Source organism: Candidatus Schekmanbacteria bacterium (genome assembly GCA_016219965.1).
In the GTDB taxonomy this organism is placed as follows: Bacteria; Schekmanbacteria; GWA2-38-11; order GWA2-38-11; family J061; genus JACRJM01.
Map to the genome: position 1 here is coordinate 519,028 of JACRJM010000004.1, position 17,536 is coordinate 536,563.

The following is a 17,536-nucleotide window of genomic DNA, read 5'->3' on the forward strand; positions in this document are numbered from 1 at the left end:
AGAGAAAACAGAAAATAGGGTTGCGTCCCCTTTTCTATGAATCATTCAGCGTGCAGGGCTAACAACCACAGATATTGCATTTCTATTGGAGAAAAAAAATATGGACAGCGCCTATTTAATTTCAACTATTGGCAAATTGAAAGTTGAACTTTCAATCTGCCAACAACAGATCACTCTTCCAGTGCCATTGCGACTATCTCGGTGATGTCCATCATCTTTAAAGACGAGCCTGTTGCACCTATGGCTGTCTGGATTCCTGCATAGCAGAATGGGCAGCCTGAGACGATTGCACTTGCGCCGGTTTCTTCCGCATCCTGTACCCTCTTTACAGCGATCTTTGCCTGCACGTCAGGGTAGGCGATCCTGAATCCACCGCCTGCTCCGCAGCAGCGGGAGTTCTCCCTATTCCTTTCCATCTCGACAAGCTCGATGCCGGGAATCGCTTTTATGACATTGCGCGGTGGTTCGAAAAGTTTAGTGTGGCGTCCGAGGTGGCAAGGGTCATGATAGGTGACCTTCATGTTGAGGTCTTTCTTGAATTTGAGTTTGCCTTCGTTGATAAGTTCTTCAAGGACTTCGATTATATGTTTCACCTTGAAGTTCACATCTCCAAGAAGAGGGTAGTCATCTTTGAATGTCTTGTAACAGCCTGAGCATGATGTAACGACTGTTTCCACACCTAAGCTGTTATAAAGGTCAAGGGTCTTCCTTGCTACATTGTCAAACTCGCCGTCGCCCACTCTTTTCAATGTGCTGGCACAACAAAGCTCTTTTTTTCCGAGGGCTGCGAAATCAACCCCTGCTGACTGAAGTATGAAGGCGGTGTTGTATGCGACTTCCTTTACATTGGCATCAAATGACCCTATGCACCCAACGTGGTAAAGCATAGAAGCTTTGTCTTTTGAGATGTCTTTTATCTTCTCTTTTACTCTGCCTTCTTTTGTTGCCATGCGCATCCATCTGTCGCGGCCTGTGCGGGGCTGCTGTAATGGGTTGTCATAGTTCTTGATACTCTTTATCAATGCCTCATGCTGTTCAAGGGGACCTAGTTTCATATCCCAGAACATCTTCCTCATACTTTCCCAGAGCTCGATGGTTTCGATACCGGTCTGGCATACTTCTCTGCATGCTCCGCATGTGGTGCACTGATATGCCCTCTCAACAAACTCTTTGGAAAACTCAGGGTTTTCACCTTTAAGCGCTTCAGTTACAGTGTGAATCTTTCCGCGAGCAGTCAAACCCTCCCATCCTATTTCTTCAAATGTGGGGCACACTGCAACGCAGAATCCGCACTTGGCACAGCTCCATAAATCCTGCGCATGTTTTTCTATATCTTTCAAACCGCTAGGCGCATCACCTTCAAGTTTTCCTTCAATTGATGGTCCCATTATTTTAAGGCCTAAACTTGCAAGCTTTCCTCCTCCCATCATTCCAAGGGAATGGAGAAATGGCAGGACAGGACCGAACTTTGTCCTGAACTCGAAAAACTTCCCCGGATTTAAGATAGAGCTAGGATCTAATTTTTTCTTTAGTGACTTTAAAGATTCAAGCTCTTTTGAGCTGAATCTCTTATTGATATATATCGCATTCCATATTCCGGTGCCGTAAGGCATGCCGCCGTGTTTAAAAGCAATCTTGAGGGCAGAGTCTATAATCAACAGATGCTCTATGTATTTTTCTGTTTTTCGTTCATCTGTGAGATAGGTTGCCATCACAAGCGCCTTCTTGGGGGCAATGATATGAACCTCGGTCATTACTTCTATGCCGCGCTTTTTGAATAACGAGTTTGTCTCATTAATTACTTTTTCAAGTGAATCATATGATACGATAAATTCTGCGGCAAGAAGAGACGGACCTTTCTTTTTTACTCTCATTGGATAGAAACGTTCATCCCAGTGGTGCGATGCTGTATCTGCATCATGCTCAATTGTGTCGTATTTGCCGGCGATGGATTTTGTTTTTGCCAGAACATCTTCGCAGTTGTTTCCCTCGAAACGGACTATAACAGTTGAGTTTTCTATTTTATGACCGGCTTCGGACTCAAGCTCTCCCCTTGCTTTTGATGAAGCGCTGTTTTCAAACTTCATAAAGTAAGGCGCTATGCCGGAAGCTGTGACTTCATTCATGAATTTTAAAGGTGACGAATCGTCTTTGAATTCGAGCAGTAGTGTTGCCGTTGTTTCAGGAAGCTTTCTTAGGCTTAATATTACTTCCGTGATTATGGCAATTTCTCCCTCAGTTGCAACAAGCGCATTTATCAATTCATTGTCAGCGGGTACAGTAAGTTCTTTTATCTTTCCGTCAGGTGTTACTATGGTCATCCCCTTTATATGCTCTCGAATGTGCCCGTATTGAAGAGAGCCTACGCCAAAACCTCCGGTCGATATCCAACCTGCGACAGTGCTTGATGGGGCGCTGGTAGGATAGGATTTTACGCAGAGGCCATGTTTTTTGAGCTCAAGATCAAGTTTCTGCCATGCAATGCCTGCCTCAACTGCGGCAGTTTCATTCGCATTGTCCACCTTTATGAGCCTGTTCATCTTGGTCATGTCTATTATTATGCCGCCTTTGGTGGGTATTACACCTCCAAGGGCAGATGATGCCATGCCGCGCGGAATAACAGAGACTTTCCGTTCAGCGGCGAACTTCATGATGGCGCTTACTTCCTCTGTTGACTGAGGGCGCACGACAGCGTCAGCCATTGAAGTTGCGAGTTTCCTGAAAACACGGGGTATTGAAGCCATGTCATGGCTGTACTGCTTTAACTCATTTGAGTCGAATGCAGCGTCATCTTCACCTACGATATTCTTAAGCTCTTCAAACATCAGCAGTCTCCTTTTCTTATCACTTATGAACATATAACTTTTATATTCAAGGATGTCTTTTGTCAAATAGAGAGACAATAGTTTAAAAAGTCTTTTTTTGTGGTATAATAAAAAACTATGAAACGCTTAATGCTGATTACAATAGCCTTTGCAATTTTAGCCTCCTCCTGCACGACGGCGGGGAAAAAGACGGCTTCTCCGCTTTTGCCATACTGTGAAGGCGGACAACAGGTTAAAATGGCTATACTCCCTTTTGAAAACTATTCTTCCCATCCTGATGCGGCAGCAATGATAAGGAATAATTTTTACAGAGCATTATCAACTGCAAAGCTCGAAGATATTGAGCTTTGGAAAATTGATTCCATTCTTGACTCTAAGGGGATATTTACTACTGATGACATAAAAAAGCTTACTCCTCAGGAACTTGGGAAAATGCTTGGCGCAGATTTGATTCTCTTTGGCGCTGTAAAAAGGCAGGATGCATTGTACATGGTACTTTATTCAGTTGTAACTGTTGAGGTAGAGATCAACATCGTAGATGCGGCGACAGGCAATACGGTTTGGAAAAGCGCAAGAAGTCTCAAAAATATTGGAGGGACTTTCCCGACTGTACCTTTTGAGTGGGCAAGTCTTTTCCCATCGCCCATTACATCGCTTATAAGCCTGAGTAAAAAGTCTTTTGAACTTACGTCATGGGAACTCTGCTCTTCAATAGCCGGCGAGATGACAGACGGTATAAAATAGAGCACGCATAGGCATTTTGTGGAGGTAATAAGATAATGGAATATGAAGACATAAAATATGAGAAGTCTGGGGGCATAGCCAAAATAATAATCAACAGACCTGAAAAAGGGAACATGTTCAGGGTGAAAACTGTTGAGGAGATGATTGATGCTTTTTCAGATGTAAGGAAAGATAAGACAGTTCGAGCAGCAGTGCTTCGCGGGGCAGGTGATAAGTTTTTCTGTATAGGCGGAGAAAAAGCTGAAAAAATCGGCTATCACTATGGGGCGACAATGCCAATAGTCGATCTTCATGAGCTTATAGACAAGATTCAAAAGCCTGTGATTGCGGCGGTTAACGGCTATGCTGTGGGCGGCGGCAATGTGCTTCAGGCTATATGTGATTTATCAATAGCATCAGATAAAGCCATATTCAGGCAGGTTGGCCCTGCTATGGGAAGCTATGATGCGGGTTTTGGCATATGGTATCTTGAGCAAGTTGTGGGAAGAAAAAAGGCAAAGGAAATGTGGATGCTAAACCGCAAGTACAGTGCACAGGAAGCTTTTACAATGGGTTTGGTAAACGACGTTGTGCCATACAAAAAGCTTGATGAGCGTGTAAATGAATGGTGTGGGGAGCTTATAAAAAGGGGACCGCAGGCTCTCGCTGCAATAAAGACATCATTCTTTGCCATGCACAACGGCGTAGCTGGAATGGCTCGAATGTCACATGACATGCTTCTCCAGTATTATCTTGATACAAAAGAATCAAAAGAACTGCGTCGTGCATTCGAGAAAAAAGAGAAAGCGGACAAGAAGAAATTTTACCGCTGATATAATACAGTTTAATGATGACCTAACAAAAGGTTTGGCAGTCCCCGCTTAGGCTTAAAACTTCATGCGCCTGCTGCGGGAACTGCCAAACTAATAATTAGATAAAACTAATTGAATAAAACTAATATGAGAGAATTATGAGCTGGATAAAACTTGCATTAATGTCTGTTGCCGGGATTGTTATAATCTTCTTCGTTGCTTTTTATGCCTTGTTAACTGTGGCGATTTTTCTGGCTATTGTCATTACGGCTGCTGTGGTCCTTGTTTCCTGGAAAATACCGGTGCTTGTTGGAATAAAGGAAAAAAATATCATCTTTATGCCATTCTTTCTTTTAAATACGGCTCTCATAACTGTTGTATTGATATCTCTTTTATTCAGAGTAATCTGGTAACAGTCTGTGTTTAAAACAAAAGCGAAATTAGTGGCAGTTGTAATAATTGTCGCGCATTTTCTATTAGCAGCCTGCATTCCTGTAGGCAGACCTCCTGAAAAACATCAGTTTGAGTTTTCAAGGGTATATAAAAATGATAAGGCACTGTTACATAATGCGGTGTTAAAAGCCTTGCAGGAAAGAGGTTTTGAAATTATAAGTGACTCAGGTGTTCCGGGAAAAATCGAGACTAACTGGCTTGAAATAGATAAATCTTATTATTATGGAACATTTGAAAGGCGCGGAATAAAAGATTATTGTGATTGCGGACGTCCTGATCTGAATTGGACATACGACAGGATGAAGACGAAGGTCGCAATACTGGCAGATGAACGGCAGGAAGGCATGGCATTGGTGATTTCGGCAAACTATGCGACATATGCTTCATACACCCCGTGCATATCTCTGGCTATTCGAGATCCTGATGAACAGGGAATGGGCTTTATGAAAAAATGTGAATCCACGGGAGAGCTTGAAAAAGAACTTTTTACAAATATTCAAAATAATCTATCAGAATAATTTATCAGAATAATCTAACAAATGGAGGGTCTGTAAAGTGAGATCAAGAGCAAAGTTTGCACTAAATATTTTAGGCTGCCTGATATTTTTTGTTTTAGTTAATGTTATGTCAACCTGCTTTGCAGAAGAAAGCTTCTGTTCTTTGACATCTCCGTCAAAGTGTTCCGGCACACAGCTTACGATTTATGAGTATTCAGATTTTCAGTGCGGCTATTGTGCAAAGGTTCAGCCGACAGTGAATAAGATACTGTCTGAGTACGGGGACAGGATAAAGTTTGTTTATAAGCAGTTTCCACTGCCGGTTTTTGTTCATAAAGATGCAATGAATGCGTCAAAGGCATCGGTGGCTGCTCTGAAGCAGGGGAAGTTCTGGGAGATGCATGACTTGCTGTTCAAAGACCAGAGAAAACTTAAGATGGAAGATCTTCTGGCGTATGCAGGAGAGCTTAATCTCGACATGGAGCAATTCAAAAAAGACATGAACAGCAAGGAAGTATTGGACATGATTAATGCAGAGATAGAAGAAGGAAAAAAGCTTGGAGTCCTCGCAACACCGAATTTCATCATTGGCGAAACCAGCATCCTCGGCGCAAAACCATACGAAGTATTCAAGGCAGCCATTGACGAAGCCCTTGCAAAAGCTAATAAGGTTGAGAATAAGATCGAGACTAAGGCCGAGCAGTCAGTCCAGAAGCTGGACGTAGCGAAGTGATTTAAATGTTATTTGTTATCCGTTTTTCTTATTCTGTTATCAGTTCTTTATATCTTTATATTTTGTCATCCCCTTTTCTTTTTTGTCATCCCCTCGAAAGAGGGGATCCAGAAATAATGAGTAAAACTGGATCCCGCATCAAGTGCGGGATGACAGCATTGTATTAACATTTTGATGCTTTGCAGTTATTTGGCGGGATTGTTCATTTCAAAATCATCAAAGATCATTTTAACCGGGAATAACAGGCTTGGCAGTTCTGCGGCAGGCGCCTGAAGTTTGAAGCCTAAGCAGGACTGCCAAGCCTCGTAGTACGTATAAATGATTTACCTGAATATGAAGTGTTAATCTCTGAAGCTGTTATTTATCCGCTGATGATTTTTATATACACTGTCCGTGTTCTGCTTCCGTCGAATTCGCAGAAGTAAATACCCTGCCATGTTCCGAGGAGGAGACTGCCATCTTCGATTATTACGTTTACTGATGAGCCAACAAGAGATGCTTTTACATGGGCATCCGAGTTTCCCTCGGAATGGGTGAATCTGCCTGATAATGGGATGAGTCTGTTAAGCTCACTTATGATATCTGCTTTTACGGATGGGTCTGCATTTTCATTTATAGTGACCCCTGCTGTTGTGTGAGGGATATAAACAGAGCAGATGCCGCTCCTTACTTTTGATTCTTTGACCGCCGACATAACTTCCTTTGTTATGTCGATTAACTCGTTCCGTTGCTTGCTCCTGACAGTTATTTTTTTTAGCAATTTCCAACTATGAATTTAAGGATTTGCCATACTTAGTTCTTCAATGGACGAATGTGTTCTCCACTTTTTTACATTAAGAAATATAACTGGCTGACCTGATTCCTTATTTTTTAAGGATACATCTTTATGCCATTTATTAAATTCCTCTTCACCATCAACCTGAAATATTATCATAGCATTGACAGGAATTTTCTTTGCTAGCTTCTCATTTTCCATTAGATATCTGTTAAATTCTGAAGAAAGCATTGTTATAAATTCTTTATAATTATTCATTTAAAACTCCTTTCAAAAACTCCTCTTTATATCTAACCCAATTCTCATTAATATCCCAGTCTCCATAGGTTAAAGCACTTTCAAAGCTAAGATTTAATATTACTTTTATTTTATTACCCTTTATATCATATTTGTCCATATGGGAAAACTGATGAGAACAGTCATATCTAATAACTGGTTCCCATTCATTTTTGACTTTAATTTCCAGTTGGACAGTAAAATAAGCAATTCTACCTTCTTTGGTTTCATGATAATGTCTTTTTCGCACCCCGTCATCAAGGATAACAACAAAGTCAACTATTCTTGACATTTATCTTTCCTGTCTTGTCAGGTTTTTCCCAACCTGTTTGTAGTTTTGTATACATTATCTTGAGTAGGGGTCGTCCTTCTTTATCCTGAATGCCGGCTCTTTCTTCTCACCCGGTTTACCCTGAGCTTGCTCCTGCTGCTGTTCATCCTGGATGGAATCCATCTTTATGCGGAGCCTCAGGTCATTTGCACTGTCGGCATAGGCGATCGCATTTTCATAAGATATCTTTCCATCTTTATAGAGGTTGAAGATCGACTGATCAAATGTCTGCATGCCTTCCTGGTTGCCACCTGCCATTGCATCTTTCAATGTCCCTATATCTTCCTTAAGGATCAGGTCTTTTACCCGCGATGTATCGAGCAATACTTCCATTGCTGCTGCCCGTTTGCCGTCTATGGTTGGAATAAGCCGCTGTGATACTATGGCTCTGATGTTAAGTGAAAGCAGGAGATAAACCTGTGGATGTCTCTCTATTGGGAAGAAATTGATTACCCTTTCAATTGCCTGATTCGCATTGTTTGCGTGGAGCGTTCCAAGACAGAGATGCCCTGTTTCCGCAAATGTTATGGCTGCTTCCATTGTCTCAACGTCCCTTATTTCACCAATAAGTATTACGTCTGGTGCCTGCCTTAGAGTGTTTCTGAGCGCATCTCCGAAAGAATGCGTATCAAAGCCGACTTCCCTCTGAGTGATAACAGATTTCTTGTGCGGATGGACAAACTCTATCGGGTCCTCTATAGATATTATATGTCCCGGCGAATTGGCATTACGGTGTTCAATCATTGCGGCAAGGGTCGTGGATTTACCTGAACCGGTTGCGCCAACCACCAATACGAGGCCGCGTTTAGTCATGATAATGTCTTTAAGTATGGAGGGGAGTTTGAGGTCGTCTATTGTTTTAATCTCAAGTTTGATCTGCCTTATGACCATTCCTACGTTGCCGCGCTGGTAAAAGATATTTACCCTGAATCTTCCAAGCTCCGGGTAAAAAAGGGCGAGATTCATTTCTTTTGAAACTTCAAACTCCGCTATCTGCCTGTCGCTCATTGCTTCATATGCAAGAGCCTTAGTATCATCAAATGTTAACTCTTTGTCTCCCCATCGCTCAGTGATGCCCTCAGTCCTGTACATTGGAGGAAGTTCAGCAGTTATGTAGATATCAGAGGAATCCCGTCTTATCATTTCCTCAAGCAGTTCTTGTATTTTCATGATAGTCCTCCGGAAGGATAATGATCAACTTGGCGTCATATTATTATTAAGAAAAGGCTCAACCTCAGCTTTTGAGACCAGGTTTCGTGCAAGCAGCTCCTTCATCGCCATTTCCATAGTCTGCATACCGTATTTCTGGCTTGTCTGTATAATTGAAGGAATCTGGGAAAGTTTGCCTTCTCTTATGAGGTTACGTACGGCAGGTGTTCCTGTCATTATCTCGAACGCGCCTACGCGTCCCTTTCCATCTCTTCTTTTAAGGAGTGTCTGGGTTATAACTGCCTGGATTGATTCTGAGAACATGGAACGTATCTGCGCCTGTTGCGCTGCGGGGAAGACGTCAATAACGCGGTCAACTGTCTTAGGAGCACTTGATGTGTGCAGGGTGCCGAAGACAAGATGCCCTGTCTCTGCAGCCGTAAGCGCAAGCTGAATTGTCTCGAGGTCGCGCATTTCGCCGACGAGGATGATGTCCGGATCTTCACGGAGCGCAGACCTTAATGCATTTGCAAAGCTGTGGGTGTGGGGTCCGAGTTCACGCTGGTTTACAAGGCAGTTTCTGCTTTGATGAACGAACTCTATCGGGTCTTCTATTGTAAGGATATGTCCTTTAAGCTCTGTGTTTATAAGGTCTATCATAGCTGCCAGCGTAGTTGATTTGCCGCTTCCGGTGGGGCCTGTAACAAGGATAAGCCCTTTCTCTTTTCTTGAGAGTTCTGCTAAAACCTTTGGAAGTCCGAGATCTTCAAGGGAAAGAATCTTAGTAGGGATTGTTCTGAATACCGCCGCCTCTCCTCTATTCTGAACAAAGGCATTGACCCTGAAGCGGGCTATATCTTTCATTGTGATTGAAAAATCTATTTCGTGCAGCTCCTCGAAGGTTTTTCTCTGATGGTCATTGAATATATCATAGAGGAGGTTATGAACATCTTCCTGGGCAAGGGGAGGCATCTCGAGTTTTTCAATATCGCCGTGTATTCTCAGCATAGGGACTTCACCGGAACTTAAGTGAAGGTCTGATGCTCCCTGCTGATTTGCGAAAATAAGGAGTTCCGATATATCCATAATATGTTTCCTCCAGGTATTTTTATTAGAATATCATAAATTTTTAAAGAATTGAAAGAGTAGTTGTCAATTAAATTCAGAAGGCTTTTTATTAATTCATCACTTAATTTAACAAGCCTTGACTTAAACACGGAGTGGGAAGTAAGGTTATACATCCGGAACTAAGTAAAAATAGAGTCATTATGATGAACTTTAAAAGAAAATATTTCCTGTTATTTCTGTTATTCGCAATCTCTCTTGTGTACCTGTCAATCGGGATAGACCTGGATCTGGGACATTATGATGAAGGTTTGATGGTATATACGTCTGCAAGAATAATGAATGGAGATATTCCCTATAAGGATTTCTTTTCTAATTTCCCCCCCGGACAACTTTATCTTGTTGCATTGCTATTCAAAATATTCAGCGTAACCGTAATAGTTGAACGCATTGCTTCCGTGATTATATTATCATTTCTGTCGCTGACAGTTTATCTGATAGCAGATAAAATCCTCCCACGCCGGTTTGCTTTACTTGCCTGGTTTATTTCTCTAATACACATAGGCGCATACGGATTCTATGGCAATGCTGTTCCGTCTGCTCTGCTTTTTGTCATGTTAAGTGTGCTGTGTCTGTTCTTATACATCGATGGCAAACAACGGGGATGCTTGCTGGTTAGCGGAGCAATGCTGGGGATGGCAATCTTGTTTCGTTATGATATCGGGGGTTATGCTTTTATAGCGGAATTCCTCGCAATCTTTGCCTTTATTCATAATGAGGCTGAAAAATTAAATGGCAATATGGCAAGTGGAGTATCAAACACATTAAAGATTGTTTCTTTTATGCCGGCAGGCATGATGATCGCGCTTATCCCATTGGTATACTTTTTCAGGGTTGTCCCTATTCATGACCTTGTCTATGATTTTGTCGTTTTCCCATTTAGTATTTATCCCCAGTCAAGAGCTTTGCAGTATCCATTCCCGATTCCTGACCCTTCAAGATATTTCAGCAGCGGAATATCATTGCCATGGCAATTTATCTTCGAAACCATAAGCAGAGTGCCATTTTATTTCCCATTTTTGGAATATGTCCTCGCGGCATTTATACTCATATCAATGGTGCGGGGAAAAAAAGATATTCTGGGAAAAAGCAATACATGGAGGGTGATAATATTGTTGCTTCTTGGTATATTGCTTTTAAATCATGCTGTAGTAAGGTCTGATGAAGCGCATGTCTTTTCAACCATGATGCCTGCAATAATAATCCTCTGTGTCTTAATCTTCCTTATAAAAGAGAGTAAGAGAAATAAAATATTATTCTCTATCCTGGCAAGTCTTATAGCTCTTTTGATTATCATTAATCCCTTATACAAAAAATCTATTCAAATACGAAGAGCCGTGTTTACAAATCAAAATGGCTCGTTTGAACTTGAAAGAGCCAAAGGGATATATTTACGTGATAAAAACGAGTCGGATTATCAGGATATGATAAAATTCATCCAGAGTAATGTCCCTGAGGGTGAAAAGATATTTGTAGGAAACTACAGGCATGACAAATCGTTTATCAGCGATATTATGGTTTATTTCCTTTCGAACCGCGACAGCGCTACAAAATTCCATGACCTGCACCCCGGGATTGTAACTACAGAGCCGGTTCAGCAGATGATAATAAGAGACATTGAAATGCAAAAAGTTAAATATATTGTTTTATGGAACAATGAATCAGGTGAAACCAGCTCTCAGCAGAGCGGAAGCAAAATCCTTGATGATTATATCCGGAGCAACTTCTCATGTACCGGACTATTTGGCGAACACAGCATATGGAAGAGGAATATGTAGTTTATGGGAAAAGTATCATTTACCGGTGAAAATATCATTTCCTATATTAAAGCCCTGGGAGCTACAAACTGCCGGTTCATCACATCTAACCTTCTTGTCCCTGATGAAAAGATAAGAAAGTATTGTTATGAGAATGTGTGCGGCTGTTACAATAAACATTTAACTTGTCCGCCAAATACTGGTACTATTGCAGAAGTAAAAGAAAAGCTTGTGGGTTTTAACAATGTCATCCTTATTCAGTATTCAGAAAATATAGATGTGCAGAATGATAAATCGGGGCTCATAAGAACTAAATTGAAGCTCCATGATATTATACTTAAAACGGAAAAATACCTCGAAGGCTTTTTTAAGGCAGAAGACTTATGGGGGGTGATAGGAGGTAATTGCAGCCTGTGCGAAGAGTGTGCGGGATTTACAGGTGAAGAATGCAGGTATCCTGATAAAGCGCGAACCTCAATGGAAGCAATTGGTATAGATGTCATTGCCATACTTAAAAGTTTAAATCTTGATAGTGCATTTCATAAAGATAAGGTAAACTGGACCGGTGCTGTATTAGTCAGAGGTGAAATTTCATGACGAAATTTTAGACTATGCTAAATGGAGGATATTATGAAAAAGTCACTTGTCAGATCAGTGCTGATATTGTTTCCTCTGTTGATGGTTTCTGGCTGTTCAATAAAAGAGTTTCGTTCTCCCATAGTATTCCGTTCGCCCCTGATATTTGATGATGCTAAACAACAGGAACCTGTCCAGGCGCATATACCATATGTCAGCAAGGAAGAATTAATCGGGGAGGGAAAGGTAACAAAGATCACTTCACCGGAAACTGTTCCTCTGCTTTCAGATGAGGATGTAGTAAATAAAGGCATGGTTTTTCTGGGAGAAGTAAGCATCAAGAGCCCTGCGGAAGAAGGGATTTCAAAAGAAAAAGCAGAGCAGTATCTGAAATTAGAGGCTTTTAAGCGCTATGGGAGTATGGCTCAGGGTATTGCGAATGTAGAATATAGCAAGAAGACAAGGTTGTTTTCAAGTGATAATGACCTGTATGAAAAAGCCTCAGCAGATGTGCTGACACAATCCAGAAAAACAGGCAAGACAGTTGATGCGGGTTCCGGGCAGATATCGCCTGCTTCAGGTCAAAATACGGCAGTGAGCAGCATTGCTGAAAAATCCTTTATTGATATTCCTGTCATTTCTTCTGAAGAATTGTTCAATAAGAATTTCAGAATCCTGGGAAAGATCATTTTAGATAATGAATATCCTCAAAACTTTGTCACTAAGGATGAAGCAATAAGGGCATTGAAAATGGAGGCTTTCAGATTATATGGGGACCGGGCTGACGGACTGACTAATCTCAAATTCATAAAAGAGGCGAAAGTGTTTTACTATAAAAAAACAAGACAGATAAGCCCTCCGGGGGACCCAAAAACCTATCTGAGTGCAACGGCAGAAGTAGTGATGCTTATACCGGAAGAAGGTCAGGTGAAATAGTATTGCTCGTCTGTAAATTATAAGATGTAAATTACAAGAAACGTTCTGTGCATATTGAGGCAATAAGAAAAAACAACCCGGCAAGAATCAGGAATGGAGATAATCCAATCCATTCAAGTTCAATGCTTTTGGTTTCTTCCATCTTCTTAGCTTCATGTAAAATATAGTTCATTAATTCATCCAGTGCTTTTTCATTGTCTACCCGGACATATTCCCCGCCTGTTATATTCGAGATGTTTTTAAGTGTTTCCTCTGTTAATGATGTTTTAATATATGAGCCGTCTTCGTTTATATAATAGCTGCTGATCCCTTCCATCCCTTCATTTCTTATTGGTATTAAAACATCATTTCCGCTTCCAATGCCTGCTGTGTATATCCTTATCCCATGGCTTGCAGCAAGCCTCGCAGATTCATAAAGGGAAGATTTATCCATGCTTATGTCCTCTCCGTCAGATATGAGAATCATGACCTTCACACCATGAAAATCAGAGTTGCCAATCATGGATATGCCGGTTTTTATTGCTTCACCGATATCACTTCCCGGGATAGTGATATCTGAATCCTTGATGTGTTTTAAAATATACATGCAGTACGAATAATCAGTTGTGAACGGGATAATCTCAATCCCTTTGCTGGCGAACATATAGGCGCCTATCTTCTCTCCATGCAGGCTGGATAATATATCAAGTGCAAAATACCTTGAAGAGTTGAGCCTGTTGGGAATAGTAAAAAGCTTCTTGGCCTGAGCCGGGAAATATACATCCTCGGCAAGCATTGATTTTGAAACATCTATACCAAGTACTATTTCCAGATTGCTTCGATTAAAATAAGTTTTAGGGTACTGAAACTCCGGTTCTGCAAGTGATAGGCTGAAACTTGCAATGAGCAGGCTGATGAGTATGGTCTGAAGAATGAAGAACCTGATGTTTTTTTTCTCGCCGGAAAAAGAAAGGAGCCATTTATTTGAGCTCCTGTAGTTCATTATGGAAAAAAACAGGAATAACGGGATGATCAAAAGGAACAGAAGATAATAGATATTTCCGAGTCTCATTTTTATTTGAGAATTCTATTTTTCGATTCGAAGTTCCAGTGGTTCGCCCGGCGCATATCCGCCTCTTTCAGGGATCAAAGCTTCAAGATTATCCTTAAGCTCAAGACGTCCTTCGTTATCACTTTTGAGCATTTCATATTGTTTGACGTACTGGTTTGCATATAGAAGTTCGAGATTCCAGCGGGGAATGTTTTTCTCAACAGACGGACCGTCCGACATGTCAACGCTTGCAATGGCTGACTTTAAATCAGCAATTGCGTCTTTCATCATACCCTGCGCCTTTTCAGTGTTCCTTTCAGTTTCTAAAACTATAAATGCGTTTAACAGTTTTACAGCGCCATAAAGATTATAGACCTGCCATGAGATGCGGCTTTGAGGGGAATCCTTTTCTTTACCAAGCAGAGAGCTGCATCCGTCTTTCATAATATCAAGATGGTTTTTCAATGAATTAATCATGTCAGGCACACTCTTTTCAAGGATGGGATTGTCCTTGGCCATCTTAATCTGATGGAGCATATCCTGCGCAATTGCCCACTGTCTCTGCAGAATCCTTAATTGGACTTCATGTATAGATGGTTTGAGGTTGCTGTAAATAGTTATTGCCTCTTTATCATCTCTGATATTGTCAGCCTTTCTTATCCCTTTGCCCAGTTCAATATACTGTGCTTCAAGATTGCTGAAACTCCGGTACTGGATAAATTCATAAATGCCTAAAATCACGAACAGTGAAGCGGAAGCTACCGGCAGCCAGAGTTTTGAATTTATCTTCATATGCATTCCACCATAAATTATTTTAAAGGTTAAAACTTCTTAAACCATGGTGTCAACCGCATGAAAGAATATGAAATCACTATTATCATTCCTGTAAATATTAATGCCCATCTTGTCTCTTTTTTCTTTTTGATTATTTTTACCAATAACCTGTTCTTCTCCATTTCATTTATCTCATTGTAGATCAGCCTTATCTTTTCTGTGCTCACTATCCTGGGCATATAGAATATACGTCCACCCGGATCGCTCCCTGATTCAGCGTCATACATGGCATTTTTAACCTCTTCATTAACATCTCCCTCTACTGCTATAATATATAGTCTGACCCCGAGACTTTTAGTTAATTTCACGACATTGGCAAAGTTGGGAAGTCCTTTTTTGATATCTTCATCACTCTTGTTTGCTTCAATCCGTCCGTCAGTGAAAAGTATTATGGCCATTCCCTGCCCGAAATTTATTTTTCGTAATCTGTCAGGAACTTTCACTTTTCTCAATGTTTCACCAAGCAGGGTATATCTGAACCCGTCTATTTCTTCGAAGCTGGGCTGGCTGTCTTCTGGAAGGAGCATGAAGAAAACTGACAAAGCGAGCCAGGCTGCGTAAGATGCGTTCGTGGCTCCTCCTGCAGAAAGTTCCCTGAATACGATTGAATCTGAACCTCTTGTCAGGAGGGCCAGTTTCTTTTTCAGGATTTCTTTGTCAGACGTGGGAGGTGCGATTAATTTGGCATAGCTCGAAAATGCGATTAATCCGATAAGGTCGTCTTTCTGTCTTAGCTCAATAAAGTCCTCTGCGCCGTTAATAGCTATATCTCCAAGAGTCTCTTCCCCTGATACGCCGCCGGTCCTGTTCATCGAGCCAGAGAGGTCCTGAACTATCATTATCCATTTTGACTCAAGATATGCCTCCTGCCAGAAACTGGAATATTGGATATTAGCTATGGAAAACACAGACACAATCATTAAAAGAGATAACAGAAAGTCCTCAAGGTTCCTTTTTATAAAACCGGGGGCGAGGCTTTTATCTAAGAGATAGACTCCGGCAAAGCCGGTTTTTGATGTCTTACTTCTTTTAAAATAAATAACTGCCGGAATAACCGGTAAAAGCAGAAGCGCCAATGGATACTGGATATCTAAATCTGTCATAGGCTTTTACAGGTTTATAGTAATTAGCTTTCATTTATATTTATAATCTCAGCCATATCTGATTTGAATTTATCTATTTCACCGTATTCCTTAAGTTCAGCGGCAATTATGTTGTCTGTTTCGTACAGGACTGTTTTTACGTTTTTAATCTTATTCCCCGGAATCATATGCCTTACTGATTCAAAGAAGGTGCTTCCGCTTCCGCCAAAAGGTTCCTGCGGTATATTGTATCTGGCAACAAGATATTCTCTTAAAAGATTGATGATCTCTTTTATATAGAGCCAGTGAGGCTTTGGCGGTGTGATATTAAGAAGTGTTTTTAGCCTTTCTAAAATCAGAGCATCAGGTTTTAGTTTTTTTAACAGAATATCTTCTGCCCTTATGTCTTTCTGTCTTTTCCAAATCCATCCAATCAATAAAAAAACTGCTAATATGGAGACTGCAAAAATCAATAAGCTTGTTCTTGCCTTCAGGACATAGTCTTCAATGTCAAAATTCTGAGGTAAATCATTAGTGGGTATTATCAGCTTTCTTTCAGGCTCTTTGGTTGAGACTATAGACGCTGTCTTGAATATTATGGCTTCTGTCATGGAAGTCCTAACCTGTGTGTCTGAACAGGTTGTGCAGGTATAAGTTATATTTACCGGTGGTATTACGAATTCGCCCGGAGCATAAAATCTCATCCTGCCTGTGATAACAATGGGGCTTTTTAAGGCAGCTTTGGCATAATCATAAGTGTCAAACTCTATGTCAAAAAGTTCTTTTTGAATCTCATTCGGTTTTAAATTGATATTTGCAATCGAGCTTGGATCGATCTTTATAAAATCAGAGAAAGCTACAGTCAGAGTAAATGGTATTGCATCTCCTAAATTGCCCCCATTAATGCCAAGAGAGAGTTTTAATCTGAGAGATGGCTCAAGCTTGACCAGGTAGGGCGAAGCTTCCGCAACATTTATGTCTTCTGCGAAAAAGTTGACCGCTTTAAAGAAGGGAATCTCAAAAATATTTACCCTGTAGATATTGTTCTTCTCTTCATATAGAGAATGAAGTTTGCTTGCTAGAAGGTCCTGGCTATTCTTGCCGGCTCCGGTTTTCCATTTCAAATTAATGGCGTTAAAGAATCCATAGGTTGTGTCATTTAATCTGATTGCGGGATGCACATAATCTACGTCGGAATTTTCGTTAAGCTTTTGGATAAGGGATTTTAGTGAATTTTTTGATGTATTCTTCTCTATCCTGAAAAAACAGGCATCTTCAGCTATATTGATGTCATAAAAGAAGTCTTTGAGTTCATTATATTCCTTTATGAGGGGTTTAGCCCTGTTTATGACCTGATTCTTCCTTTCATCTATGTCTTCCGTATAATCAGCGCCTCCTGACCGGGAACGAAAGACAACTGTGATCCATTCAGTATCGATATCAGGTATGACTTTGGAACCATCAGAGCTATAAAACCATATATCATTGAATTCTATCTGAGCAGGAAATCTCTTTGCTTTTATGTCAGAGCTAAAATGGGAAACAGCTTCAGATAAACTGATGTTTATAAAAATAAAAAGGATGGAAGCAAAGATAACAATCAGGTTCACGCTATCTCTTTT

General features: G+C 40.8%; 18 protein-coding genes. 8 read left to right on the forward strand and 10 right to left on the reverse strand.

All coding sequences use genetic code 11. The features are described from left to right. Positions 1-170: 170 nt before the first annotated feature. The gene (locus HZA77_07700; protein MBI5375303.1) at positions 171-2,825 is read right to left on the reverse strand and encodes an FAD-binding oxidoreductase; all 2,655 of its coding nucleotides are present in this window, start codon (positions 2,823-2,825) and stop codon (positions 171-173) included. A 129-nt stretch (positions 2,826-2,954) separates the two neighbouring features. Between HZA77_07700 and HZA77_07705 the strand changes: the two genes are divergently transcribed. The 5 genes from HZA77_07705 (at position 2,955) to HZA77_07725 (ending at position 6,043) form a co-directional block, all read left to right on the forward strand. Then, positions 2,955-3,569: a DUF799 family lipoprotein gene (locus HZA77_07705; GenBank protein ID MBI5375304.1), complete on the forward strand. Its 615-nt coding sequence runs from the start codon at positions 2,955-2,957 to the stop codon at positions 3,567-3,569. A gap of 35 nt (positions 3,570-3,604) precedes the next feature. Beyond that, positions 3,605-4,381, forward strand: coding sequence for an enoyl-CoA hydratase/isomerase family protein (locus HZA77_07710; GenBank protein ID MBI5375305.1), 777 nt, complete (start codon positions 3,605-3,607; stop codon positions 4,379-4,381). Between the two features lie 137 nt (positions 4,382-4,518). Beyond that, a complete protein-coding gene (locus HZA77_07715) occupies positions 4,519-4,773 on the forward strand; it encodes a hypothetical protein (protein MBI5375306.1) in 255 nt (84 codons plus the stop codon). 6 nt (positions 4,774-4,779) lie between these two features. Next, positions 4,780-5,331 (forward strand): hypothetical protein, encoded by a 552-nt coding sequence (locus HZA77_07720; protein ID MBI5375307.1) that lies wholly within the window; start codon positions 4,780-4,782, stop codon positions 5,329-5,331. Positions 5,332-5,368: 37 nt separating this feature from the next. Next, positions 5,369-6,043, forward strand: coding sequence for a thioredoxin domain-containing protein (locus HZA77_07725; GenBank protein MBI5375308.1), 675 nt, complete (start codon positions 5,369-5,371; stop codon positions 6,041-6,043). Positions 6,044-6,404: 361 nt separating this feature from the next. Here HZA77_07725 and HZA77_07730 read toward each other — a convergent pair whose 3' ends face one another. Genes HZA77_07730 through HZA77_07750 form a run of 5 tightly spaced genes read right to left on the reverse strand, consistent with a single transcriptional unit; the run spans position 6,405 to position 9,660 of the window. Then, positions 6,405-6,803, reverse strand: a complete 399-nt coding sequence (locus HZA77_07730; GenBank protein MBI5375309.1) for a YjbQ family protein — start codon at positions 6,801-6,803, stop codon at positions 6,405-6,407. A 15-nt stretch (positions 6,804-6,818) separates the two neighbouring features. Further along, a complete protein-coding gene (locus HZA77_07735) occupies positions 6,819-7,076 on the reverse strand; it encodes a hypothetical protein (GenBank protein MBI5375310.1) in 258 nt (85 codons plus the stop codon). Further along, on the reverse strand, positions 7,069-7,386 hold the full coding sequence (locus tag HZA77_07740) for a hypothetical protein (GenBank protein MBI5375311.1): 318 nt from the start codon (positions 7,384-7,386) through the stop codon (positions 7,069-7,071). The genes HZA77_07735 and HZA77_07740 overlap by 8 nt, the downstream gene beginning before the upstream one ends. A 54-nt stretch (positions 7,387-7,440) precedes the next feature. Then, positions 7,441-8,595, reverse strand: coding sequence for a PilT/PilU family type 4a pilus ATPase (locus HZA77_07745; GenBank protein ID MBI5375312.1), 1,155 nt, complete (start codon positions 8,593-8,595; stop codon positions 7,441-7,443). 24 nt (positions 8,596-8,619) lie between these two features. Next, a complete protein-coding gene (locus tag HZA77_07750) occupies positions 8,620-9,660 on the reverse strand; it encodes a type IV pilus twitching motility protein PilT (protein ID MBI5375313.1) in 1,041 nt (346 codons plus the stop codon). A 182-nt stretch (positions 9,661-9,842) separates the two neighbouring features. On the opposite strand from HZA77_07750, the gene HZA77_07755 reads away from it, so the two are divergent. The 3 genes from HZA77_07755 to HZA77_07765 are packed head-to-tail and all read left to right on the forward strand — an operon-like array spanning position 9,843 to position 12,968. Further along, positions 9,843-11,477, forward strand: a complete 1,635-nt coding sequence (locus HZA77_07755) for a glycosyltransferase family 39 protein (GenBank protein ID MBI5375314.1) — start codon at positions 9,843-9,845, stop codon at positions 11,475-11,477. Between the two features lie 3 nt (positions 11,478-11,480). Beyond that, positions 11,481-12,053 (forward strand): DUF2284 domain-containing protein, encoded by a 573-nt coding sequence (locus HZA77_07760; GenBank protein ID MBI5375315.1) that lies wholly within the window; start codon positions 11,481-11,483, stop codon positions 12,051-12,053. Positions 12,054-12,086: 33 nt separating this feature from the next. Continuing rightward, positions 12,087-12,968: a hypothetical protein gene (locus tag HZA77_07765; protein ID MBI5375316.1), complete on the forward strand. Its 882-nt coding sequence runs from the start codon at positions 12,087-12,089 to the stop codon at positions 12,966-12,968. 31 nt (positions 12,969-12,999) lie between these two features. Here the strand turns inward: HZA77_07765 and HZA77_07770 are convergent, their stop codons facing one another. The 4 genes from HZA77_07770 to HZA77_07785 are packed head-to-tail and all read right to left on the reverse strand — an operon-like array spanning position 13,000 to position 17,524. After that, entirely contained in the window at positions 13,000-14,019 is a 1,020-nt protein-coding gene (locus HZA77_07770) for a VWA domain-containing protein (GenBank protein ID MBI5375317.1), read from the reverse strand. A 15-nt stretch (positions 14,020-14,034) separates the two neighbouring features. Further along, positions 14,035-14,790, reverse strand: coding sequence for a hypothetical protein (locus HZA77_07775; GenBank protein ID MBI5375318.1), 756 nt, complete (start codon positions 14,788-14,790; stop codon positions 14,035-14,037). Between the two features lie 29 nt (positions 14,791-14,819). Then, positions 14,820-15,935 carry a VWA domain-containing protein gene (locus tag HZA77_07780; GenBank protein ID MBI5375319.1) on the reverse strand — a complete coding sequence of 372 codons (1,116 nt, stop codon included), beginning with the start codon at positions 15,933-15,935 and terminating at the stop codon, positions 14,820-14,822. 23 nt (positions 15,936-15,958) lie between these two features. Then, positions 15,959-17,524 carry a hypothetical protein gene (locus tag HZA77_07785; GenBank protein ID MBI5375320.1) on the reverse strand — a complete coding sequence of 522 codons (1,566 nt, stop codon included), beginning with the start codon at positions 17,522-17,524 and terminating at the stop codon, positions 15,959-15,961. Positions 17,525-17,536: the final 12 nt, after the last annotated feature.

What these genes read in the sequence shown, in the direction of transcription:
- HZA77_07700 (MBI5375303.1), bottom strand. Translation starts at nt 2,825, where the DNA reads ATGTTTGAAGAGCTTAAGAATATCGTAGGTGAAGATGACGCTGCATTC.
- HZA77_07705 (MBI5375304.1), top strand. Translation starts at nt 2,955, where the DNA reads ATGCTGATTACAATAGCCTTTGCAATTTTAGCCTCCTCCTGCACGACG.
- HZA77_07710 (MBI5375305.1), top strand. Translation starts at nt 3,605, where the DNA reads ATGGAATATGAAGACATAAAATATGAGAAGTCTGGGGGCATAGCCAAA.
- HZA77_07715 (MBI5375306.1), top strand. Translation starts at nt 4,519, where the DNA reads ATGAGCTGGATAAAACTTGCATTAATGTCTGTTGCCGGGATTGTTATA.
- HZA77_07735 (MBI5375310.1), bottom strand. Translation starts at nt 7,076, where the DNA reads ATGAATAATTATAAAGAATTTATAACAATGCTTTCTTCAGAATTTAAC.
- HZA77_07740 (MBI5375311.1), bottom strand. Translation starts at nt 7,386, where the DNA reads ATGTCAAGAATAGTTGACTTTGTTGTTATCCTTGATGACGGGGTGCGA.
- HZA77_07745 (MBI5375312.1), bottom strand. Translation starts at nt 8,595, where the DNA reads ATGAAAATACAAGAACTGCTTGAGGAAATGATAAGACGGGATTCCTCT.
- HZA77_07750 (MBI5375313.1), bottom strand. Translation starts at nt 9,660, where the DNA reads ATGGATATATCGGAACTCCTTATTTTCGCAAATCAGCAGGGAGCATCA.
- HZA77_07755 (MBI5375314.1), top strand. Translation starts at nt 9,843, where the DNA reads ATGATGAACTTTAAAAGAAAATATTTCCTGTTATTTCTGTTATTCGCA.
- HZA77_07760 (MBI5375315.1), top strand. Translation starts at nt 11,481, where the DNA reads ATGGGAAAAGTATCATTTACCGGTGAAAATATCATTTCCTATATTAAA.
- HZA77_07765 (MBI5375316.1), top strand. Translation starts at nt 12,087, where the DNA reads ATGAAAAAGTCACTTGTCAGATCAGTGCTGATATTGTTTCCTCTGTTG.
- HZA77_07770 (MBI5375317.1), bottom strand. Translation starts at nt 14,019, where the DNA reads ATGAGACTCGGAAATATCTATTATCTTCTGTTCCTTTTGATCATCCCG.
- HZA77_07775 (MBI5375318.1), bottom strand. Translation starts at nt 14,790, where the DNA reads ATGAAGATAAATTCAAAACTCTGGCTGCCGGTAGCTTCCGCTTCACTG.
- HZA77_07780 (MBI5375319.1), bottom strand. Translation starts at nt 15,935, where the DNA reads ATGACAGATTTAGATATCCAGTATCCATTGGCGCTTCTGCTTTTACCG.